Source organism: Micromonospora echinaurantiaca, from assembly GCF_900090235.1.
GTDB lineage: Bacteria > Actinomycetota > Actinomycetes > Mycobacteriales > Micromonosporaceae > Micromonospora > Micromonospora echinaurantiaca.
The window spans coordinates 763,087-786,089 of record NZ_LT607750.1; the positions used below are offsets into that span (position 1 = coordinate 763,087).

Consider the following 23,003-nt stretch of genomic DNA (forward strand, 5'->3'; position numbering starts at 1 on the left):
TCGTGGTCACTCTCGTGCTGCCCCGGCTGGTCGACGTCTCCGCCGCGAGCCGACGGTCGGTGTCGGTCGCCGAGCGCAACGTCGCGGCGCTGAAGTCGGTCTACTGGTTGCTGCTCCTGTCCGGCTTCGTGGAGCCGCTGCTCTACCTGCTCTCCATCGGGGTCGGGGTGGGCGCCCTGGTCGGCGACCTCACCCTGCCCGGCGGGCAGGTCGTCACGTACGCGGCGTTCGTCGCGCCGGCGATGCTCGCCTCGTCGGCGATGACCGGCGCGCTGGCCGAGACCACCTTCAACTTCTTCGGGAAGATGAAGTACATGAAGCTGTACGACGGGGTGATCGCCACCCCGGTGCAGCCGTTCGAGATCGCCCTCGGCGAGCTGGGCTGGGCGATGCTGCGGGGCAGCGCCTACTCGGCGGCCTTCCTCGCCGTGATGGTGGCGATGGACCTCACCACCCCCGCGCGGGCGCTGGTCGCCTTCCCGGGGGCGGTGCTGGTCGGCTTCGCCTTCGGGGCGATCGGCATGGCCATCTCCACCTTCATGCGCAGTTGGCAGGATTTCGACCTGATGGGGTCGGCCCAGTTCACCCTCTTCCTCTTCTCCGGCACGTTCGTGCCCGCCGAGGCGTACCCGTCGGTGCTGCGCTGGCTGGTCGAGGTAACCCCGCTCTACCGGGCGGTGCACCTGATCCGGGGCGTCACCGTCGGCGGCGACGGCTGGTCGTGGCTGCCCGACGTGCTCTACCTGCTGGCCGTGCTGGCCGTCGGGTTGCTGGTGGCTTCGCGCCGGATGGGCAGGTTGCTCTACAAGTAGGCGACGGCCCGACTCCGGGGTGGTCTGGGCTCCCGGCTGTCGGTGGCGGTGCCCTCCACGCGCCGGTTGCTGACCCGCCCGCCGCGGTGTGTCGACCGTCATGCCGGCACCCTTTGCTTGACCGGTCAAGCAATGCACATACTTGACCGGTCAATTGCCTGCCCGCACCCTGGAGGCCACCCATGCCTGAGCTGGAGTTCGGACTCGACACCTTCGGCGACGTCCCGGAGGACGACTCCGGTGCGCTGGTCTCCCACGCCGCCGCGATCCGGCAGGTCGTCGACGAGGCGGTGCTGGCCGAGCAGGTCGGCGTCGACGTCATCGCCCTCGGCGAGCACCACCGGCCCGAGTACTCCATCTCGACCCCGGAGACCGTCCTCGCCGGCATCGCCACCCGCACCTCACGGATCCGGCTCGCCTCCGGCGTGACGGTGCTGAGCTCGGACGACCCGGTCCGGGTGTTCCAACGCTTCGCCACCGTGGACGCGATGTCCAACGGCCGTGCCGAGGTCATCCTCGGCCGTGGCTCGTTCACCGAGTCCTTTCCGCTGTTCGGCTACGACCTGAGCGACTACGACGTGCTGTTCGAGGAGAAGATCGAGCTGTTCGTCAAGCTGCTCGACGAGAAGCCGGTCACCTGGAGCGGCACCAAGCGTGCCCCGCTCGACAACGCCGACGTCTTCCCGAAGACGGAATCGGGGCGCCTCACCACCTGGGTGGGCGTCGGTGGCTCGCCGCAGTCGGTGGTCCGCACCGCCCGATACGGCCTGCCGCTCATGCTCGCCATCATCGGTGGCCAGCCGGGACGCTTCGCGCCCTACACCGACCTGTACCGCCGGGCCTCCGCGCAGTTCGGCACGACCGCGTACCCGGTCGGCATGCACTCGCCGGGCTTCATCGCCGACACCGACGAGGAAGCCAAGGAGATCTACTGGCCGCACTACCGGATCATGCGAAACCGGATCGGCGCGCTCCGCGGCTGGCCGCCCATCCGGCGGGCCGAGTTCGACGCCGAGGTCGAGCAGGGGTCCCTCTACATCGGTTCCCCGGAGACCGTCGCTCGCAAGATCGCCCGCGCGGTCAGCGCCCTCGGCGTCGGCCGGTTCGACCTCATCTACACCGCGGGCGCCCAGCCGATCAGCGCGCGGCTGCGGGCCATCGAGCTCTACGGCACCAAGGTGGTCCCGATGGTCCGCGACATCCTCGCCGGCTGACCCGCGTTCGAGGCGGCGCATCCGCCACGCCGGCACCGGCGAGACAACCTGGGAGAAGGACATGAACGACGTCGTCCGGCAGGGCCCGCAGACCCTCGGCATCCTCGGCGCCGGCAAGGTGGGCACCGTGCTCGCCCGGCTCGCCCTGGCCGCCGGCTACCAGGTGCTCATCGCGGGCTCCGGCGACCCGGCGAAGATCGCCCTCACCGTCGACGTGCTCACGCCCGGGGCGGTCGCCGTCACCGCCACCGAAGCCGCGGCCCGGGCGGACCTCGTCATCCTCGCCCTTCCGCTGGGCAGGTACCGCACCATCCCGGCGGACGCGCTGCGCGGCAAGCTGGTCGTCGACGCCATGAACTACTGGTGGGAGGTCGACGGCATCCGCGACGACCTCACCGACCCGCGCACCTCGTCCAGCGAGACCGTCCAGGCCTTCCTGCCCGGCGCTCGGGTGGTCAAGGCGTTCAACCACATGGGCTACCACGACCTTGAGGACGGGGCCCGGCCCGCAGGCGACGCCGGCCGCAAGGCCCTGGCCATCGCCGGCGACGACCCGGCCGACCTCGACACGGTCGCCGCGCTGGTCGACGCGCTCGGCTTCGATCCGGTCGTCGCCGGCCCGCTCGCGGCCGGCGTCCGTCTCGAACCGGGCACCGACCTGTTCGGCGCCAACGTCGACGCGGACGAGATTCGCGCCCGGCTCGACCGGTTCCCGCAGTCGGAGCGCGGGCAGCTCATCGCCCGTGCGCGAGCCTGAGCCGGCACCCGGGGCGGGCCACGGCGGGGCGGCGTCCGGCCGGTCCGCCGTTGCCCGATACCGCCTGCCTCCTGAGGTCCGCCGACGCCGACGCCGACCCCCACTGCCACGCCGAGGCCCACGCTGGCCCCCGGCGTCGGCGCCGGACGGGCAGGTTGCGCTCCCACCGGGTGGTTAACCGGCCCCTGCCTCGGGCATGTCGGGGATGACGCCGACGACGAGGGAGGGGCGATGGCCGCCGACAATTCTTCCGCCCGCGAGGGGCGGGACCCCGCCGGGCCGGTCGGGTCCGACGAGGGGCCGGAGAGCCCGGCCCAGCTGCCGGGCACCGGGTGGAAGGCGGCGCTGCGGCGCACCGTCCGCGAGTTCCAGGACGACAGCCTGACCGACTGGGCGGCGGCGCTGACCTACTACGGCGTGCTCTCCATCTTCCCCGGCCTGCTGGTGCTGATTTCTATCCTCGGCCTGCTCGGGCCGCGGGCCACCCAGGGCGTCAAGGACACAGTCAACGACGCGGTGCCCCAGGAGAACATCCGGGAGATCATCGACACCGCGATCGGCCAGGCGCAACAGAGCGGCGGGCTGGCGAGCCTCGCGGCGATCCTCGGTCTGCTGGCCGCCTTCTGGTCCGCGTCCGGCTACATCGCGGCCTTCATGCGCGCCTCGAACACCATCTACGACGTGCCCGAGGGCCGGCCGATCTGGAAGACGCTGCCGATCCGGATCGGGGTCACCGCGGTGATCGGGGTGATGCTGCTGGCCTCCGCGGTCATCGTGGTCTTCACCGGCGGCCTGGCCGAACAGGTGGGCGAGGCGATCGGGGTCGGCGCCACCGTGGTGACGGTCTGGAACATCGCCAAGTGGCCCGTGCTGCTGATCCTGGTGAGCCTGATGTTCGCGATCCTCTACTGGGCCTCGCCGAACGCGCGGCACGGCGGGTTCCGCTGGGTCAGCCCCGGCGGCGTGCTGGCCGTGGTGATCTGGCTGGTGGTTTCCGGCCTGTTCGCGCTCTACGTGAGCAACTTCGGCTCGTACAACAAGACGTACGGGGCGCTGGCCGGCGTGATCATCTTCCTGGTCTGGCTCTGGCTCAGCAACATTGCGATCCTGCTCGGCGCCGAGTTCGACGCCGAGCTGGAGCGCAGCCGCGCCATCTCGGCCGGGCACGCGGCCGACGAGGAGCCGTACGTCGAGCTGCGCGACGACCGCAAGCTCCGCAAGAAGCGCAACACCGGCCACCGCTGACCCCGCCCACCCCACCCCCTCGCCCCGCCCCCACCCCGGGAGGCGGGGCGCCCTTCGTCTCCCTCCGCGATCTTGCACTTTCGGCCCGGGTTGTGCCCTGATCTGCGGCCTTTGCCGGGGCACAAAGTGCAAGATCGCGGGGGGTGACGAGCGGGGCTCTTTTCTTGATCCACTATTAGCTTTTGTTCGGACGGACAAAAGTTGGCGTCAGATTGGCCGAAGCTCTGGACAGGCGGCACGGAACGCTCCTACTGTGTCGGGCACAACACCTCGGCGTTGCGCCGACGTGGACGAGCCCCTGAAGAGGTGAGCCCGGTGCGGAGCGTGGACCCGTTGCACGTACGGCTGTTGCGGTTGCTCCGCGACGAGGGGGCGGTGTCCCGGGCCGAGCTGGCCGACCGGTTGCAGATGCCCCGCCCCCGCCTGCTCGCCGAGCTGGAACGGCTGGTCGGCCTCGGTTACGTGGCCGAGGCGGGGCTGGCCGCCTCCCGCGGCGGTCGACGCTCCACCCTGGTCGAACTCAGCCCGCACCTGCGATTCGCCGCGGTCGACCTGGGCGCCAGCTCGATCGACGTCGAGGTGGTCAACGGCCGGCTGGAGCCGGTGGCCGCGTACGCCGAACCGGCCGACATCCGCTCCGGGCCGAAGCTGATCCTCCAGCGGGTCAACGAGTTGCTGCACAAGGCCAAGGTGGACGGCGCCTACGAGCGCCTCGACGCGGTCGGCATCGGCGTGCCCGGCCCGGTCAGCTTCCGCGACGGCGTCCCGGTCTCCCCGCCGATCATGCCCGGGTGGGACCGGTTCCCGGTGCGCGAGCTGCTCACCCGGGAGCACGGCTGCCCGGCCGTGGTCGACAACGACGTCAACATCATGGCGATCGGGGAGCGGCACGGCGGGGTGGCCCACTCGGTGGACGACTTCCTCTTCGTCAAGATCGGCACCGGCATCGGCTGCGGCATCTACCTCAGCGGCGAGGTCTACCGGGGCACCGACGGCTGCGCCGGGGACATCGGCCACATCCAGGTCGACTCGCACGGTCCGATGTGCTCCTGCGGCAACGTCGGCTGTCTGGAGGCGCTGTTCAGCGGCGCCGCGCTGGCCAAGGACGCGACCGCTGCCGCGCGCAGCGGCGCCTCGCCGGCGCTGGCCGAGCGGCTCGCCGCCCGGGGCGAGGTGACCGCGCTGGACGTCGCCGAGGGCGCCGTCGAGGGCGACGTCACCTGCATCCAACTGATCCGCGACGGGGGGCGGCGGGTCGGCGGCGTACTGGCCGGGCTGGTGAGCTTCACCAACCCGTCGATGATCGTGATCGGCGGCGGCCTCGCCCAGCTCGGTCACATCCTGCTCGCCGAGATCCGCAGCGTGGTCTACCGCCGGTCGCTGCCGCTGGCCACCGGCAACCTCCCGGTCGTCCTGTCCGAGCTGGGGCCGCGCGCCGGGGTCGCCGGCGCCGCCGTCCTCGCCAGCGACGTGGCCTTCGGGGAGGCGTCATGACCGAGCAGCCCGAGGAGGTCGTCGTGACAGATGCTCCGCTGGTCGAGGCGCCCGCCGACGCCGTCGCGGGCGAGGTGGTGCTGCGCCTCACCGACGTGGTGAAGACCTTCCCGGGCGTACGGGCCCTGGACGGGGTGCAGCTGGAGGTGCGCGCCGGTGAGGTGCACTGCCTGCTCGGGCAGAACGGCGCCGGCAAGTCCACCCTGATCAAGGTGCTGGCCGGGGTGCACCGGCCCGACTCGGGGCTGGTCGAGTGGCGCGGCGAGCCGGTCACCTTCGCCAACCCGCAGGCCGCCATGCGCGCCGGCATCGCCACCATCTACCAGGAACTCGACCTGGTCGAGGACCTCTCGGTAGCGGAGAACACCTTCCTCGGCCACGAGCCGCGCCGGCTCGGCTTCGTCCGGCGCGGGCACATGGCCCGGCGTACCCGGCAGATCCTCGGCCGGCTCGGCCACGCCGAGATCGCGCCCGGGCGGATGGTCCGCGCCCTGCCGGCCGCCGGCAAGCAGGTGGTCAGCATGGCCCGCGCGCTCTCCCACGAGGCGCGACTGATCATCATGGACGAGCCGAGCGCGGTGCTGGCGCACGACGAGGTCGGCAACCTGTTCCGGATCATCCGCGAGCTGACCGCCCAGGGCATCGCCGTCATCTACATCTCCCACCGGTTGGAGGAGATCCGCGAGATCGGCGACCGGGTCACCGTACTCAAGGACGGCCGGACCACCGCGGCGAACCTGCCGGCCCGCGAGACCCCGACCCGCGACCTGGTCAGCCGGATGACCGGCCGCACCATCGAGTACGTCTTCCCGGACCGCCCGGCCGCCGAGCCGCGCGGCGAGGAGCTGCTGCGGGTGGACGGACTGACCCGGACGGGGGAGTTCGCCGACGTCTCGCTCAGCGTCCGGCCCGGCGAGATCGTGGGCATCGCCGGGCTGGTCGGCTCGGGCCGCTCCGAGCTGCTGGAGACCATCTACGGCGCCCGCCGGGCCGAGGCCGGCACGGTCACGATGGCCGGCCGGACGCTGCGTCCGGGCAACGTCGGCGCGGCGGTACGGGCCGGCATGGGGATGGCCCCCGAGGAGCGCAAGAGCCAGGCGCTGCTGCTCGGCGAGCCCATCTACCGCAACGTCACGCTGGCCACCTTCGGCCGGTACGCCCGGTTCGGGTTCACCGACACCGGCCGGGAGCGGGCCGAGGCGGACCGGATCGCGGCGAGCCTGGAGCTGCGCCCCCGCGACGTCCGCCGGCCGGTGCGCACCCTCTCCGGCGGCAACCAGCAGAAGGTGGTGGTCGGGCGGTGGCTGCTCGGCGACACCCGCCTGCTGCTGCTCGACGAGCCGACCCGGGGCGTGGACGTCGGCGCCCGGTCCGAGCTGTACCAGGTCATCCGGGCCCTGGCGGCCCGCGGCGTCGGGGTGCTGCTGGTCTCCAGCGAGGTGCCCGAGGTGCTCGGTCTGGCCGACCGGGTGCTGGTGATGCGGGAGGGGCGGGTCGTCCGCGAAGCCCCGGCCGGCGAACTCGACGAGAACACCGTGCTCGACCTCGTCATGGCGGGGTCCCTGATGGAAGGCGCACCGGCATGAGCGATGTACCCTCCACACCCACCGCGGAGCGGGCGGCGCAGCTGCCGGCGCAGTCCCCGCCGGTGGACCCGGCGGAGACGGCCGCGGCCGGCGACCACGCGGCGGCCGTCGGGCGGCTCTCCTGGTGGCGGGGTGACGGCGGCGAGGGTGCCCGCCGCAACCTCGCGCTGATCGGGGTGCTGCTGGTGCTGATCGTGATCGGCGCGATCACCAGATCCGACCTCTACTCCAACCCGGACTGGGTCTGGGACAACGTGCTGAGCATCCTCAAGCTGGCCTCGGTGGTCGGCGTGGTCACCGTCGGGATGACCTTCGTCATCATCGGGGGTGGCATCGACCTCTCGGTCGGCGCGATCGTCGCGCTGGCCGGGGTCTGGTGCACCACGGTGGCCACCCAGAGCTACGGCGCCGGCGGCATGATCTTCAGCGCGCTCACCGTCGGGCTCGCGGTCGGCCTGGTCAACGGGCTGCTCATCTCGTACGGCCGGCTGGTGCCGTTCATCGCCACGCTGGCCATGCTGGTGGCCGCCCGCGGCCTGGCCGCCGAGATCTCCGACAAGCAGACCCAGGTGTCGGACAACTCCTTCATCAACGGCCTGGCCAGCAACGACCTGCTCGGCATCCCGCTGCTGGTCTACATCCTCGCCGCGGTGGTGGCGGCCGGCTGGGTGCTGCTCAACCGCACCACCTTCGGCCGGCGCACGGTGGCCGTCGGCGGCAACCCGGAGGCGGCCCGGCTCGCCGGCATCAACGTCAAGCGGCACACCCTGCTGCTCTACGCGCTCTCCGGGCTGTGCTGCGGCATCGCCGCCATCATGCTCACCGCCCAGGCCAACTCGGCCCAGGCGGCGATGGCGAACCTCTACGAGCTGGACGCGATCGCCGCCGCGATCATCGGCGGCACGCTGCTCAGCGGCGGGCGGGGCACCATCATCGGTTCCCTGCTCGGGGTGGTCATCTTCGCCACCATCACCAACCTCTTCGCCATCAACGGCCTCTCCACCGAGGCCCAGAACATGGTCAAGGGCGGCATCATCGTCGCGGCCGTCCTGGTCCAGCAGGTCAAGTTCCGCAGCGTCACCCAGTTCCTGGGCCGCAACCGGCTCACCACCACCTGACCCGATCCCGACCACGCACCACCCGGGCCGCCGGCGCACGCGACGGTGGCCTGGCCCCGCACACCCTTTTCCGAGCACCGCGAACCCTTCCCTCCACCACCGCGAACACAGGAGGTCGTCATGACCCAGCACAGTCGCGACCTGTCGCGCCGCCGACTGCTCTTCGGCGGGGCCGCCGTGGGCGCCGGCGTGCTCCTCGCCGGGTGCACCAGCAACGAGGAGCAGCCGACCGAGGCGCAGACCAAGGCGGCCGGCGCGCCGGGCGGCAACAGCGAGCCCGGCAAGCGGGTGACGGTCGGCTTCTCCGCGCCCGCCGCCGACCACGGCTGGATCGCCGCCATCACCAACAACGCCAAGGCCCAGGCCGGTACGTACTCCGACGTGGAGTTCAAGACGGTCGAGGCCGGCGCGGACGCGGCGGCCCAGCGGGCGGCGCTGTCCACCCTGATCTCCCAGAAGCCGGACGTCATCGTGCTGCTGCCGCACGACGGCAAGGAACTCAACGCCTTCGGCCTGGAGGCGATGAACGCCGGCATCCCGGTGGTCAACCTGGACCGGGCGTTCCCGGACGCGCGGGCCTACCGGCTGCAGATCAAGGGCGACAACTACGGCATGGGGGTGGCCGCCGCCACCTACATGATCGCGCAGTTCAAGGCGAAGAACCTCACCAACCCGGTGATCGGCGAGATCGCCGGCATCGACTCGCTGGAGCTGACCCAGGAGCGGTCGAAGGGCTTCGCCGACACGCTCACCGCGGCCGGTTTCCGGATCGCCAACCGCCGGGCGGCGGAGTTCACCGCCGACTCGGGCCAGCGGGAGGCCGCCCAGCTGCTCCAGGCGCTGCCGAAGATGGACGCGCTCTGGAACCACGACGACGACCAGGGCATCGGCGTGCTGGCCGCGATCAACCAGGCCAATCGCAAGGAGTTCTTCATGGTCGGCGGCGCCGGCTCGAAGAAGGCGATGGAGGACATCCAGGCGGACAACACCCCGCTCAAGGCGACGGTCACCTACAGCCCGTCGATGGCCTCGTCGGCCATCTCGCTGGCTCGGCTGATCGCCCAGGGCCGGGGCATGTCCGACCTGGTGGAGCTCCAGGTGCCGAAGGAAATCATCCTCGCCTCCGAGACGATCACCAAGGAGAACGCGAGCAACTACCTCAAGCTCGGGTTCTGACACACGGGGGGAGACCCACCTTGTCCACGACAGACAAGCAACTGCGGGTCGGCATGGTCGGCTACGCGTTCATGGGCGCCGCGCACTCGCAGGCGTGGCGCACCGTGAACCGGGTGTACGACCTGCCGGCGCGGGCCCGGATGGCGTTGATCTGCGGCCGGGACGCCGGGAAGGTGGCCGACGCCGCCGACCGGCTCGGCTGGGAGACGTACACCACGGACTGGCGTGACCTGGTCAGCCGGGACGACATCGACGTGGTGGACGTCTGCACGCCGGGCGACAGCCATGCCGAGATCGCGCTCGCCGCGCTGGCCGCCGGCAAGCACGTGCTGTGCGAGAAGCCACTGGCCAACACGGTCTCCGAGGCTCGGGCGATGGCCGCCGCGGCGGCCACCGCCCAGGCCGCCGGGGTGCGGTCGATGTGCGGGTTCAACTACCGCCGGGTGCCCGCGGTCACGATGATGCGGCAGCTGGTCGCCGACGGACGGCTCGGAGTGATCCGGCACGTCCGGGCGACGTACCTGCAGGACTGGATCGTGGACCCGCAGTTTCCGCTGGTCTGGCGGTTGCAGAAGGACAGGGCGGGCTCCGGCGCGCTCGGCGACATCGGCGCGCACATCATCGACCTGACCCAGTTCGTCACCGGGCAGCGGATCACCGGGGTCAGTGCGGTGACCGAGACGTTCGTCAAGGAGCGGCCGCTGCCCGCGGAATCGAGCGGGTTGGCGGCCACCGTGGACGGTGCCGGCCCGGTCGACGGGCACGGCTCCGTCGACGGGCACGCCCCGGCCACCGGCCCGGTCACCGTCGACGACGCCGCGGTCTTCGTGGCCCGGCTCGACGGCGGCGCGCTGGCCACGTACGAGGCGAGCCGGTTCGCCACCGGCCGCAAGAACGCCCTCCGGGTGGAGATCAACGGCTCCCTCGGAACCGTGGTCTTCGACCTGGAACGCCTCAACGAGCTGGAGTTCTACGACGCCACCCGACCCACGGCCGAGCAGGGCTTCAGCCGCATCCTGGTGACCGAGGGCGAGCACCCGTACATGTCGGCCTGGTGGCCGCCCGGCCACATCATCGGCTACGAGCACTCGTTCACCCACCAGATGCGGGACTTCATCGAGGCGATCGCCACCGGCGTCGACCCGGCTCCCTCCTTCGCCGACGCGTTGCAGGTCCAGCTGGTGCTGGACGCGGTCACCCGGTCGGCGGAGCTCGGTTCCTCGTGGACCGAGGTGGAGCCGGCGCTGGCCCCGGTGGCCGCCTGAGCCACCTCCGGGACCGGCCGGCGAGGGCCTGGCCGCGGTTTGCGCCCCGCGGTCGGGACGAGGCCGGTTCCGGAGGACGTGCAACCGGGCCGTACGGCCCGGTGACGCACGAGCAGGACGGCCGTCCGGTGCGGCCGGACCGGGATTCCCCGGCCGCACCGGAGGGCCGCCACCAACCCGGCGATCCGGAGGACCAGATGGCACTCCCCACCGCTCGCGTCCACACCGTCCACCGCTCACACCCCCGCGGGTGGTCCGCACCGCGGGCATCGACCGTTCCGGCGTTCGGCGCCGGCTGAGACGTCCGGCCGGGGCGTGCCGTCGCTCCGACCGGCCGGATGCGGGGGAGGCAGGGTCGAGACGCCGACCGACCCTGCCTACCAGCCCCGTCCGTCCGGCCCGCACCGGGAGCCGGTCCGGCGCCGTTGCCGCCGACTTCGACGCCGGCCGGTCAGCTCCACCCGAGGTGGACGGCCGGACGGGGCCCATCCGCTCCGCACGAAGATCTTCCGCAACGCAAAGAAATATGTATATAATTCTATTTCCGGCTGGTTCCTCCTGATCTGGGAAGGAGCACCATGCGTACGGGTGTCTGGCTGGTGGGGGCGCGCGGCTCGGTCGCGACCACCAGCATCGTCGGAGCGCTCGCCCTGCGGGCCGGGCTGGCCGGCCCCACCGGCTGCGTCACCGAGCTGGCCGAACTGCGCGGCCCCGCCCTGCCGTCCTTCGCCGACCTGGTCTTCGGCGGCCACGACGTGGTCGCCACCCCGCTGGTCAAGCGGGCCGAGGCGCTCGCCGACGCCGGCGTGCTGCCGGGGCGGCTGGTCGCCGCGCTGGCCGACGAGCTGGCCACCGTCGAGCGGGAACTGCGCCCCGCGCCGGCCGGCGGCAGCCAGGCCGACCGGGCCACCGCCACCATCCGCGACCTTGACGACTTCCGCCGCCGGCACGAGCTGGACCGGGTGGTGGTGGTCAACGTCTCGGCCACCGAACCGGTCGCCCGGCCGCACCCGGCGCACGCCGACCCGGCCACGCTGCGGGCCGCGCTCGCCGGACCCGAGGAGGTGCTGCCGGTCAGCTCGCTCTACGCGTACGCGGCCGTCACCGCGGGCTGCCCGTACGTCGACTTCACCCCGTCCACCGGGCTGCGGCTGCCGGCGCTGCGCGCGCTGGCCGACGAGCGCGGCCTGCCGTACGCCGGGCACGACGGCAAGACCGGGGAGACCCTGGTCAAGTCGGTGCTCGCCCCGATGTTCGCGATGCGGCACCTGGCGGTGCGCTCCTGGTCCGGGGTGAACCTGCTCGGCGGCGGCGACGGCGCCACGCTGGCCGACCCGGCCGCCAACGCCGCCAAGGTCGAGAGCAAGCAACGGGTGCTCGGCGAGACCCTCGGCTACCAGCCGCAGGGCGGCACCCGGATCGACTACGTGGAAAGTCTCGGCGACTTCAAGACCGCGTGGGACCTGGTCACCTTCGCCGGGTTCCTGGGCACCGGGATGCGGCTGGAGTTCACCTGGCACGGCTGCGACTCCGCGCTGGCCGCTCCGCTGGTGCTCGACCTGGCCCGGCTCACCGCCGCCGCGCACGCCGCCGGGCACCGCGGGCCGCTCGCCGAGCTCGCCTTCTTCTTCAAGGACCCGCTCGCCGCGCCCACCCACGCGCTGGCCGAGCAGTGGACCCGGCTGTGCGAGTTCACCCGCCGGCTGCACGCCGGAGGCAGCGATGACCAGCCCGGCTGACCTGGCCGAGCTGGTCCGCGCACCGGCCGCGCTCTCGGTCCCCGGCGACGTGTTCGCCGGCGCCGCGGCGGCCGGCACGCTGGGCCCGCGTACGCCCGCGCTGGCCGGCGCCTCGGTGCTGCTCTACTGGGCCGGCATGGCCGCCAACGACTGGGCCGACCGGCGGCTGGACGCCGTCGAGCGGCCGGAGCGGCCGATCCCCAGCGGCCGGGTCAGCCCGCCCGCCGCGTTCGGCCTGGCGGCCGGGCTCACCGCCGCCGGGCTCGCGCTGGCCACCGCCGCCGGCGGGCGGCGGGCCGCCGCGGTCGCGCTGCCGCTCGCGGCCACCGTCTGGGGGTACGACCTGGCGGCCAAGAACACCGCCGCCGGGCCGGCCGTGATGGCCGCCTGCCGAGGGCTGGACGTGCTGCTCGGCGCGTCCGGTGGCCGGCTGCGCCGGGCGGTGCCGGCGGCGGTCACCGTGGCCGCGCACACCTGGACGGTCACCGCGCTGTCCCGCCGCGAGGTCAGCGGCGCCGAGACCGGCCTGCCGCTGCGGACCCTGGCCGGCACCGCCCTGGTCGCGGCCGCCGCCGCGACGCCCCCGGCCGCCACCCGTACCCGGTCCACCGGCGACCCGACGCGGGCCCCGGCCCGGCTGGCGCGGGTCGCGACGGCCCTGCCGGCCGTGCTCGCCGGCTGGTACGCCGCCCGCTACGGCGCGGCGCAGGCGCGGGTGGTGGCCGAACCCTCGGCCGGCCGGGTACGCGCCGCGGTGGGCGCCGGGATCACCGGGCTGCCCGCCCTGCAGGGCGCGCTCACCGCGCGCTCCGGCGCCGGCCTGCTCGGGCTCGCGGTGGCGGCGGCGGCGCCGCTGGGCCGCCGGCTCGCCCGGAAGGTCTCCCCGACATGACAGCCAGCCCCGACCCCGCGCTCCGCCCCACCGACCTGCGCTTCGGCTACGGCACCAACGGGTTCGCCAACCACCGGCTGGACGACGCGCTCGCGGTGATCGCCGACCTCGGCTACACCGGTGTCGCGCTCACCCTGGACCACGACCACCTCGACCCGTTCGCGCCGGCGCTGGCCCGGCGGGTGGCCGCCGTCCGGCGCCGGCTGGCCGACCTCGGCCTCGGTGTGGTGATCGAGACCGGGGCGCGGTACCTGCTCGACCCCTGGCACAAGCACGCGCCGACGCTGCTGCACGACGACCCGACCCGGCGGGTGGAGTTCCTCCGCCGCGCCGTCCGGATCGGCGCCGACCTGGGCGCCGAGGCGGTCTCGTTCTGGGCCGGCGTACGCCCCGAGCGGGTCGCCCCCGCCGCCGCCTGGGACCGGTTGGTCGCCGGCTGCGCGGCGGTGGTGGACGCCGCCGACGCGGCCGGGGTGCCGCTCGGCTTCGAGCCCGAGCCGGGCATGCTGGTCGAGGACATCGCCGGTTGGCGGCGGCTGCGCACCGCGCTCGGCGACCCCGGCGTCTTCGGCATCACCCTGGACATCGGGCACTGCCGCTGCCTGGAGCCGCAGCCGGTGCCGGCCTGCGTGCTGGACGTGGCCGCGCACCTGGTCAACGTCCAGATCGACGACATGCGCCGGGGGGTGCACGAGCACTTGGAGTTCGGCACCGGCGAGATCGACTTCCCGCCGGTGCTGGGCGCCCTCGCCGACGCCGGCTACCGCGGTCTGGTCGCCGTCGAACTGCCCCGGCACTCGCACGCCGCACCGGCCGTCGCCGCCCGCTCGATCGACTTCCTGCGCGCCGCCGCCACCCGCGCCGAGGTGCCCGCCCACGCCGAGGCGTCCGCCCGTGCCGAGGCGCCCGCCCGTGCCGAGGCGCCCGCCCGTGCCGAGGCGTCCGCCCGTGCCGAGGCGCCCGCGTCTGCCGGGGCGTCGGCCCGGCCGGCTCGCGCCGCGGCCCCCCGCTCCGCACCCACCGACACCCCGGGCCGGAAGGCCGCGGTGCGTATGTAGGTGCGGAACGAGGGCCGAGGGTGCCCACCGGCCGGTGCCGGTGGCGGGGCGGCCAGGCCGCCCACCGGGCGCCACTAGACCGCGCCGGCTCCCGGTCGGGAGCCGGCGCCGAGGGGAGGCACGATGACAGCCGATCAGCTGCGGGCCGCGCTGCGGGAGGTGTCCGATCCCGACTGGCTGGCCGAGGCCCTGCGCCGGGTCGCCGCCGAACCGGGCAGCATCGCCCGCTGGTTCCCGGCCGCCGGCCGGCGCTGCGGGCGGCACGAGCTGGCCGACCTGCCCGGCTGGACCGCCGACGAGGCGGCCCGGGCGCTGCTGCTGGCCAGCCTGCCCACCCGGCACGCGGAGCGCGCCGACGTTCTCTACCGGAACGGCGACGCCGCCGAGAAGCGGGCCGTGCTGAAGGCGCTGCCGTTGCTGCCGATCGGCGCGGCCGGGGTGCCGCTGCTGCACGACGCGATCCGCACCAACGACACCCGCCTGGTCGCCGCCGCCCTCGGCCCGTACGCCCGACACCTGGACCCGGCGGCCTGGCGGCAGGCGGTGCTCAAGTGCGTCTTCACCGGGTTGCCGCTGGCCGCGGTGGCCGACCTCGACACGCGCGCCGACGCCGAGCTGGCCGCGATGCTGGCCGCGCTGGCGGCCGAACGGAACGCCGCCGGCCGGAGCATGCCGGCCGACGCCACCGACCTGCTCGACCGGCTCACCGCCGGCTCCGGCCGGCCCACCGCCAGGGAGGCGTGATGCGCATCTTCGACCCGCACATCCACATGACCTCGCGTACCACCGACGACTACGAACGGATGGCCGCGGCCGGGGTACGCGCGGTGGTGGAGCCCGCGTTCTGGCTGGGCCAGCCGCGCACCAGCGCCGACTCGTTCGCCGACTACTTCGACTCGCTGATCGGCTGGGAGCCGTTCCGGGCCGGCCAGTTCGGCGTCCGGCACCACGCCACCATCGCGCTCAACCCGAAGGAGGCCAACGACCCGCGCTGCCGCCCGGTGCTCGACCTGCTGCCCCGCTACCTGGAGAAGGACGGCGTGGTGGCGGTCGGCGAGATCGGCTACGACTCGATGACCCCGGAGGAGGACGCGGCGTTCGCCGCCCAGCTCGCCCTCGCCGTCGCGCACGACCTGCCGGCGCTGGTGCACACCCCGCACCGGGACAAGGCGCGGGGCGTGGAGCGCAGCCTCGCGGTGGTCCGCGAGAGCGGCATCGAGCCGGGCCGGGTGGTGCTCGACCACCTCAACGAGGTGACCGTGAAGCTGGCCCGGGACACCGGCTGCTGGCTCGGCTTCTCCATCTACCCGGACACCAAGATGTCGCCGCCGCGGATGGTGGAGCTGCTGCGGGCGTACGGGACGGAGCGGATGCTGGTCAACTCGGCGGCCGACTGGGGGCGCTCGGACCCGCTGCTCACCCGGGCCACCGGCGAGGCGATGCTGCTCGCCGGGTTCACCGCCGACGACGTCGACCAGGTGCTGTGGCGCAACCCGGTCGAGTTCTACGGCCAGTCCGGCCGGCTCGACCTGACCGACCTCGACCTGGCCGACGTCGACCCGCCCACCGGCACGTACGCCGGCAACTCGATCCTGCGCGGGGGCAGCTGATGCGGCTGCGGCACGCCGGCGGCAGCACCGTCCACCTCGGCTACTGCACCAACGTGCACCCGGCCGAGGACCTCGCCGGCGTCCTCGCCCAACTGGACAGCTACGCCCTGCCGGTGCGCCGCCACCTCGACGCCGACCTGCTCGGCCTCGGGCTGTGGCTGGCCGCCCCGGTCGCCGCCGAGCTGGCCGCCGACCCGGCGGCCCGCCGCCGGCTGCGCGCCGAACTGGCCGCCCGGGGCCTGGAGGTGGTCACCCTCAACGGCTTCCCGTACGCGGCCTTCCAGGCCCCGGTGGTCAAGGGCGACGTCTACCACCCGGACTGGACCACCGACCGGCGGCTGCGCTACACCCTCGACCTGGCCCGGGTGCTGGCCGACCTGCTGCCCGAGGACGCCGCCCGGGGGTCCATCTCCACTCTGCCGCTGGCCTGGCGGCACCCCTGGGACGGCAGCCGGGCGGACGCCGCCCGCCGCCGGCTGGACCAGCTCGCGGCCGGGCTCGCCGCCGTCGAGCGGGACACCGGCCGGCCGATCCGGGTCGGCTTCGAGCCGGAGCCCGGCTGCCTGGTGGAGAGCACCGGGCAGGCGGCCGGGGTACTGTCCGGTATGGACACCGAGCGGCTGGGCGTCTGCCTCGACCTGGCGCACCTCGCCTGCGCCTGGGAGCAGCCCGCCGAGGCGCTGGCCCGGCTGCGCGCCGCCGGGCTGCCGGTAGTGAAGGTGCAGGTCTCCGCGGCGATCGAGGCGCCGGCCGAGGCGACGGAGGCGTTGCGCCGCTGGGTGGAGCCGCGCTTCCTGCACCAGACCCGGGCCGCCGGCTGCGCGGGCGCGGCGGACCCGGCCGACCCGTCGTACGCGGCGGACGACCTGGACGCCGCGCTGGCCGCCCGGCTGCCCGGGCCCTGGCGGGTGCACTACCACGTGCCGCTGCACGCCCCGCCGGAGGAGCCGCTGGGCGCCACCCTGCCGGTGCTGCGCGCCGCGCTGGCCGCGCTCTACACCGGCCCGGAGGCCGGCTGCGACCACCTGGACGTCGAGACGTACACCTGGGGGGTGCTGCCGGAGGCACGCCGGCCGCGCACCGACGCGGAGCTGGCCGCCGGGATCGCCGCGGAGCTGGCCTTCGCCCGCGACGAACTGGCCGCCCTCGGCCTCACCCCACTCGCCGGTGCCGAGCGGAGCGAGGTGGCGGCATGAGCGAGCCTTGGCGAGCGAATCATCGACACAGCGCCGGGGTGCCTCATGGCGGCGCCGAGCGGAGCGAGGTGGCGGCATGAGTAGGCGGCTGGTGGTGCTGGACGTGGTCGGGCTGACCCCGCGGCTGCTGGCGCACATGCCGCGGCTGCGCGCGGTCGCCGACGCCGGTTTCCGGGCCGAGCTGGGCACCGTGCTGCCCGCGGTGACCTGCTCGGTGCAGTCGACCTTCCTCACCGGTGCGCTGCCGGCCGAGCACGGCATCGTCGGCAACGGCTGGTACTTCCGGGAGCTCGGCGAGGTGCTGCTCTGGCGGCAGCACAACGCGCTGGTCGGCGGCGAGAAGCTCTGGCAGGCGGCCCGCCGGGCCGAGCCCGGCTACACGGTGGCCAACGTCTGCTGGTGGTACGCGATGGGCGCGGACGTCGACTGGACGGTCACCCCCCGGCCGATCTACTTCGCCGACGGTCGCAAGGAGCCCGACTGCTACACCGACCCGCCCGAGCTGCACGACGCGCTGACCGGCCGGCTCGGCACCTTCCCGCTGTTCACCTACTGGGGCCCGGGCGCCGGCATCCCCTCCTCGACCTGGATCTGTCGGGCGGCCGAGCAGATCCTCGCCGACCAGGCACCGGACCTCACCCTGGTCTACGTCCCGCACCTCGACTACGACCTGCAACGCTTCGGCGCCTCGTCGCCCCGGGCGGCCGCCGCCGCGGCCGAACTGGACGGCGTGCTCGGGCCGCTGCTGGACGCCGCCGCGGCCCGGGACGCGACGGTGGTGGTGCTCTCCGAGTACGGCATCACCGACGTGTCCCGCCCGGTCGACGTCAACCGGCTGCTGCGCGCCGAGGGGCTGCTCCGGGTGCACACCCAGGCCGGCATGGAGTACCTCGACCCGTGGACCTCGCGGGCGTTCGCTGTCGCCGACCACCAGGTCGCGCACGTCTACGTCCGGGACCCGGCCGACGTGCCGGCGGTGGCGAAACTCTGCGCCGGGCTGCCCGGGGTGGCCGAGGTGCTCGACGCCGACGGCAAGACGGCACACGGGCTGGACCACCCGCGCGCCGGTGAGCTGGTGCTGGTGGCCGAGCCGGACGCCTGGTTCACGTACTACTACTGGCTGGACGACGCGCGGGCGCCGGACTTCGCCCGGCTGGTGGAGATCCACCGGAAGCCGGGCTACGACCCGGCCGAGCTCTTCTTCGACCCGGCCGCGCCCGGAGCGGCGAAGCGGCGGGCCGCGGTCGCGCTGGCCCGCAAGAAGCTCGGGCTGCGCTACCTGATGAGCGTGGTCGGGCTGGACGCCGGCGCCCGGGCGGTCCGCGGCTCGCACGGGCGGCTGGCGGCCGACCCGGCCGACGGGCCGGTGCTGCTCTGCTCCGACCCGGCCGCGGCCCGGGACCGGATCGCCGCCACCGAGGTCAAGGCGCTGCTGCTGGAGCTGGCCGGGCTGCCACCCGCCCCGGCCGGTGACCGCGTCCCGGCTGGTCGGCGGCGCCCGCCGGCCGGTGGGCCGACGGGGGAGGCGCCGTGACGGTGACCGTCGCGCCGACCGACGCGAGCGGGCTGCGTGCCCGTTTCGACGCCGAGTTGGCCGCGTTCCTCGACCGGCAGGGCCCCGAGTGGCCGGACGGCGCGCCCCGGGGCGTCTTCACCGCGCTGCACCGCTTCGTGCTGGCCGGCGGGAAGCGGCTGCGCCCGCTCTTCTGCTACTGGGGCTGGCGCGGTGCCGGGGGCGCGGACGGCACCCCGATCGTGGTCGCCGCCGCCGCACTGGAGCTGTTCCACGCCTTCGCGCTGATCCACGACGACATCCTCGACGGCAGCGACCGGCGCCGGGGCGAGCCGTCGGTGCACCGGCTCTTCGCCGACCTGCACGCCCGCTCGGCCTGGCGCGGCGACCCGGAGGCGTACGGGCGCAACACCGCGCTGCTCTGCGGCGATCTCTGCGCCGCCTGGTCGGACCAGATGTTCCACGAGTGCGGCCTGAGCACCGAGCAGATCCACCGGGGGTACGCGGTCTTCGCGCTGATGCGCACCGAGGTGATCGCCGGCGAGTACCTCGACCTGGTCTCCGGGGTCGGCGACGGCTCGGTGGCCAGCGCGTTGACCGTGATCCGGATGAAGGCGGCCCGCTACACGGTCACGCGGCCGTTGCAGATCGGCGCGGCGCTGGCCGGCGGCGGGCCGGACCTGCTCGCCGCGCTGGCCGAGTTCGGCGACCCGCTCGGCGACGCGTTCCAGCTCCGCGACGACGTGCTCGGGGTCTTCGGCGACCCGGCGGTGACCGGCAAGTCGGTCCTGGACGACCTGCGCGAGGGCAAGCCGACGGTGATGATGGCGCTGGCCCGCAGCGCCGCCGACCGGGCCCAGACGGCCCGGCTGCGGGACCTGTTCGGCAACCCGGCGCTGGACGCCGACGGCGCGGCCGAGCTGCGCGACATCATCGAGCGCACCGGCGCCCGCGAGCGGATCGAGCAGATGATCCGGGTCCGCACCGACGCCGCACTGGCCGCGCTGGCGCACGCGCCGCTGGTCGACGAGAGCCGGGCGGCGCTGATCCGCCTGGCCGGCCAGGCGGTCGACCGCCGGCTCTGAGCCGCGACCCGCGACCCATCCGCGGGGTAGGGAACGCGCCGACTTTCGCCCAGATCGACAAAAGTCCATTCTGGATCCGCAGAAGGTATGGACACATCGACGTACGCAACTTAATGTCGTGGCCAACACGACACTGTTTCGTCGAGGTGAACCGGCGGCGCGGTAACCCATCGACTGGTGACCTCCGAGACGTGGCCCCACCGACCGGTGGTCACGGCCGGCCGGGACGGCACCCCGGCGGGCCGCCGCATCCCCCGCTACGGCATCCGGCGCGACGGCGCGCGCCCCGCCCTGGCAGTCACTCGTCAGGAAGGGACAGCTCAACGATGTCCACCACGGACGGCTCCACCCACCGACCCCGACGATGGTTCTCCGCCGGCTCGGCACTGCTCCTGGTCGCCGCGGCCGGCACGGTCTCCCTCGGCGTTGGCCCGGCCGCACTCGGCGGCCCCGCGCCGGCCCAGGCCCACCCGATCACCGCCACCGACTTCCAGCAGGTCGAACTCGCCCGCGGCGTGGCCGAGATGGGCGAACCGATGTCGCTGGCCGTGCTGCCCGACCGCTCGGTGCTGCACACCGCCCGCAACGGCACGCTGCGCCGCACCGACGCGGCCGGCACCACCTCGGTGATCGGCACGATCCCGGTCTACACGCACGACGAGGAGGGCCTGCAGGGCGTCGGGGTCGACCCGAACTTCGCCAGCAACCGGCACATCTTCCTCTACTACGCGCCGCCGCTGTCCACCCCCGCCGGGGACGCGCCGGCCACCGGCAGCGACTTCTCCGCCTGGCAGGGCGTGAACCGGCTGTCCCGGTTCACCCTCAACGCCGACTTCACGCTCAACCAGGCCAGCCGGGTCGACGTGCTCGACGTGCCGGCCGACCGGGGGCTCTGCTGCCACGTCGGCGGGGACATCGACTTCGACGCCGCTGGCAACCTCTACCTGTCCACCGGCGACGACACCAACCCGTTCGACTCCGCCGGGTACGCGCCGATCGACGAGCGCACCAACCGCAACCCCGGCTACGACGCGCAGCGCAGCGCGGCCAACACCAACGACCTGCGCGGGAAGATCCTGCGGATCAAGGTGAACGCGAACGGGACGTACTCGATCCCGGCCGGCAACATGTTCGTCGACTCCGACGCCCGGACCCGGCCGGAGATCTACGCGATGGGCTTCCGCAACCCGTTCCGGATGAGCGTGGACAGGGCTACCGGCATCGTCTACGTCGGCGACTACGGCCCGGACGCCGGCTCCACCAGCGCCACCCGCGGCCCCGCCGGCCAGGTCGAGTTCAACCGGGTCACCGGCCCGGGCAACTACGGCTGGCCGTACTGCACCGGCACGAACACCAGCAGCGAGACCTACAACGAGTGGAACTTCGCCAGCAACGCCACCGGGCCGAAGTTCAACTGCACCGGCGGGCCGACCAACAACTCGTTCCGCAACACCGGGCTGCCCACCCTCCCGGCGGCCAAGCCGTCCTGGATCCGGTACGGCGGCGACGCCGGCACGCCGCCCGAGTTCGGCGGCGGCTCCGAGTCCCCGATGGGCGGGCCGGTCTACCGGTACGACGCCGCGTCGACCTCGACCACCAAGTTCCCGCAGTCCTTCGACGGGCAGTTCTTCGCCACCGAGTTCGGCCGCGGCTGGATCAAGCCGATCCACGTCAACGCCGACGGCTCGCCCGGCACCATCGACAGCTTCCCGTGGACCGGCAAGCAGGTGATGGACTCGGCGTTCGGCCCGGACGGCGCGTACTACGTGCTCGACTACGGCACCGGCTACTTCAACGGCGACGCCAACTCCGCGCTCTACCGCTTCGACCACATCGGCGGCGGCAACCGGGCACCGACGGCGGCGGCGAGCGCCAACCGCACCTCCGGCGCCGCCCCGCTGGCCGTCACCTTCTCCTCGGCCGGCTCGTCCGACCCGGAGGGTGGGGCGCTCACGTACGCCTGGAACTTCGGCGACGGTACCAGCTCGACGGCGGCCAACCCGACGAAGACGTACACCGCCAACGGGACGTACACCGCCACGCTGACCGTCCGCGACCCGCAGGGCGCCACCGGCAGCGCCAGCGTGGTCATCACCGTGGGCAACACCGCGCCGACGGTGACCATCAACAGCCCCGGCAACGGCCGGCTCTTCTCCTACGGCGACACGGTGCCGTTCAGCATCACCGTCACCGACCCGGAGGACGGCACGATCGACTGCACCAAGGTCAAGATGACCTACGTGCTCGGCCACGACCAGCACGGGCACCAGATCACCTCGCAGAACGGCTGCTCCGGTGCGATCACCATCCCGGTCGACGGGGAGCACGACGAGGCGGCGAACATCTTCGCCATCTTCGACGCCGAGTACACCGACGCCGGCGGGCTGACCACGCACACCCAGCACACCCTCCAGCCCCGGCACCGGCAGGCCGAGCACTTCAAGACCTCGTCGGGGATCAACACCTTCGACAAGGCCGCCGCCGAGGGCGGCAAGACCGTCGGTGACATCCACAACGGCGACTGGATCGCCTTCCAGCCGTACCAGCTGGGCAACGTCACCTCGTTCACCGCCCGGGTCTCCTCGGCGGGCGCGGGCGGCACGCTGCAGGTCCGGGCCGGCTCGGCCACCGGCACGGTGCTCGGCTCGGCGACGGTGCCGGTCACCGGCGCCTGGGACGCCTTCACCACGGTGAGCGGGACGGTGGCCGGCGCGCCGGCCGGCACCACCACGCTCTACCTGACCTTCGCCGGCTCGGGCACCGGGGCGCTCTACGACGTGGACGCCTTCACGCTGAACACCGGCACCGCGAGCGGCGGCACCGGGCCGATCCGGGGGTTGGCCAGCAAGTGCCTGGACGTGCGCAACGCGGGTACGGCGGACGGTACGCAGATCCAGCTGTACACCTGCAACGGAAGCGCCGCGCAGACGTGGACGGTGACGCCGAACTCGACGATCCGGGCGTTGGGCAAGTGTCTGGACGTCTCCGGTGGTGGTTCGGCGGACGGTACGAAGATCCAGTTGTGGACGTGCAACGGCACGGGTGCGCAGAACTGGTCGGCGCAGGCGGACGGGACGGTGCGTAACCCGCAGTCGGGCAAGTGTCTGGACGTCTCCGGCAACAACTCCGCCGACGGCACCGTTGTGCACCTGTGGACCTGCACCGCCGCCGCGAACCAGAAGTGGACCCTGCCCTGAGTTGACCGGAGGGGCCGCCGGTCCCGGCGTACCGTCGGCAGTGGCG

At 73.6% G+C, this 23,003-nt stretch carries 18 protein-coding genes; all 18 read left to right on the plus strand.

Going from position 1 to position 23,003, the window contains the following annotated elements; all coding sequences use genetic code 11:
• Nucleotides 1–2 precede the first annotated feature (2 nt).
• The 18 genes from GA0070609_RS03585 (at nucleotide 3) to GA0070609_RS03670 (ending at nucleotide 22,957) form a co-directional block, all read left to right on the plus strand.
• Nucleotides 3–812, plus strand: coding sequence for an ABC transporter permease (locus GA0070609_RS03585; RefSeq protein ID WP_088992475.1), 810 nt, complete (start codon nucleotides 3–5; stop codon nucleotides 810–812).
• Between the two features lie 182 nt (nucleotides 813–994).
• Complete coding sequence (locus GA0070609_RS03590) at nucleotides 995–2,026, plus strand: LLM class flavin-dependent oxidoreductase (RefSeq protein WP_088992476.1); 1,032 nt, start codon at nucleotides 995–997, stop codon at nucleotides 2,024–2,026.
• 19 nt (nucleotides 2,027–2,045) lie between these two features.
• Nucleotides 2,046–2,783, plus strand: a complete 738-nt coding sequence (locus GA0070609_RS03595; RefSeq protein WP_269459288.1) for an NADPH-dependent F420 reductase — start codon at nucleotides 2,046–2,048, stop codon at nucleotides 2,781–2,783.
• Between the two features lie 231 nt (nucleotides 2,784–3,014).
• Nucleotides 3,015–4,028: a YihY/virulence factor BrkB family protein gene (locus tag GA0070609_RS03600; protein ID WP_088992478.1), complete on the plus strand. Its 1,014-nt coding sequence runs from the start codon at nucleotides 3,015–3,017 to the stop codon at nucleotides 4,026–4,028.
• 315 nt (nucleotides 4,029–4,343) lie between these two features.
• Entirely contained in the window at nucleotides 4,344–5,522 is a 1,179-nt protein-coding gene (locus tag GA0070609_RS03605; RefSeq protein ID WP_088997469.1) for an ROK family protein, read from the plus strand.
• Nucleotides 5,519–7,108 (plus strand): sugar ABC transporter ATP-binding protein, encoded by a 1,590-nt coding sequence (locus GA0070609_RS03610; protein ID WP_088992479.1) that lies wholly within the window; start codon nucleotides 5,519–5,521, stop codon nucleotides 7,106–7,108. Before GA0070609_RS03605 ends, GA0070609_RS03610 begins: the two co-directional genes overlap by 4 nt.
• Entirely contained in the window at nucleotides 7,105–8,226 is a 1,122-nt protein-coding gene (locus tag GA0070609_RS03615; RefSeq protein ID WP_088992480.1) for an ABC transporter permease, read from the plus strand. The genes GA0070609_RS03610 and GA0070609_RS03615 overlap by 4 nt, the downstream gene beginning before the upstream one ends.
• Nucleotides 8,227–8,346: 120 nt before the next feature.
• Nucleotides 8,347–9,402, plus strand: coding sequence for a substrate-binding domain-containing protein (locus GA0070609_RS03620; RefSeq protein ID WP_088992481.1), 1,056 nt, complete (start codon nucleotides 8,347–8,349; stop codon nucleotides 9,400–9,402).
• A gap of 53 nt (nucleotides 9,403–9,455) precedes the next feature.
• Nucleotides 9,456–10,667: a Gfo/Idh/MocA family protein gene (locus GA0070609_RS03625; RefSeq protein WP_408630654.1), complete on the plus strand. Its 1,212-nt coding sequence runs from the start codon at nucleotides 9,456–9,458 to the stop codon at nucleotides 10,665–10,667.
• 578 nt (nucleotides 10,668–11,245) lie between these two features.
• Nucleotides 11,246–12,406 (plus strand): inositol-3-phosphate synthase, encoded by a 1,161-nt coding sequence (locus GA0070609_RS03630; protein ID WP_088992483.1) that lies wholly within the window; start codon nucleotides 11,246–11,248, stop codon nucleotides 12,404–12,406.
• Nucleotides 12,390–13,298 (plus strand): SCO3242 family prenyltransferase, encoded by a 909-nt coding sequence (locus GA0070609_RS03635; protein WP_088992484.1) that lies wholly within the window; start codon nucleotides 12,390–12,392, stop codon nucleotides 13,296–13,298. The genes GA0070609_RS03630 and GA0070609_RS03635 overlap by 17 nt, the downstream gene beginning before the upstream one ends.
• Nucleotides 13,295–14,356 (plus strand): sugar phosphate isomerase/epimerase family protein, encoded by a 1,062-nt coding sequence (locus GA0070609_RS03640; RefSeq protein WP_088992485.1) that lies wholly within the window; start codon nucleotides 13,295–13,297, stop codon nucleotides 14,354–14,356. Before GA0070609_RS03635 ends, GA0070609_RS03640 begins: the two co-directional genes overlap by 4 nt.
• Before the next feature lie 123 nt (nucleotides 14,357–14,479).
• Nucleotides 14,480–15,100 (plus strand): EboA domain-containing protein, encoded by a 621-nt coding sequence (locus GA0070609_RS03645; protein ID WP_088992486.1) that lies wholly within the window; start codon nucleotides 14,480–14,482, stop codon nucleotides 15,098–15,100.
• Nucleotides 15,100–15,966 (plus strand): TatD family hydrolase, encoded by an 867-nt coding sequence (locus GA0070609_RS03650; protein WP_088992487.1) that lies wholly within the window; start codon nucleotides 15,100–15,102, stop codon nucleotides 15,964–15,966. Before GA0070609_RS03645 ends, GA0070609_RS03650 begins: the two co-directional genes overlap by 1 nt.
• The gene (eboE, locus tag GA0070609_RS03655; protein ID WP_088992488.1) at nucleotides 15,966–17,162 is read left to right on the plus strand and encodes a metabolite traffic protein EboE; all 1,197 of its coding nucleotides are present in this window, start codon (nucleotides 15,966–15,968) and stop codon (nucleotides 17,160–17,162) included. Before GA0070609_RS03650 ends, eboE begins: the two co-directional genes overlap by 1 nt.
• 76 nt (nucleotides 17,163–17,238) lie before the next feature.
• The gene (locus GA0070609_RS03660; protein ID WP_231928522.1) at nucleotides 17,239–18,696 is read left to right on the plus strand and encodes an alkaline phosphatase family protein; all 1,458 of its coding nucleotides are present in this window, start codon (nucleotides 17,239–17,241) and stop codon (nucleotides 18,694–18,696) included.
• Nucleotides 18,693–19,760 carry a polyprenyl synthetase family protein gene (locus GA0070609_RS03665; RefSeq protein WP_088992489.1) on the plus strand — a complete coding sequence of 356 codons (1,068 nt, stop codon included), beginning with the start codon at nucleotides 18,693–18,695 and terminating at the stop codon, nucleotides 19,758–19,760. The genes GA0070609_RS03660 and GA0070609_RS03665 overlap by 4 nt, the downstream gene beginning before the upstream one ends.
• 326 nt (nucleotides 19,761–20,086) lie before the next feature.
• Nucleotides 20,087–22,957, plus strand: a complete 2,871-nt coding sequence (locus GA0070609_RS03670) for a PQQ-dependent sugar dehydrogenase (RefSeq protein WP_088992490.1) — start codon at nucleotides 20,087–20,089, stop codon at nucleotides 22,955–22,957.
• Nucleotides 22,958–23,003 lie beyond the last annotated feature (46 nt).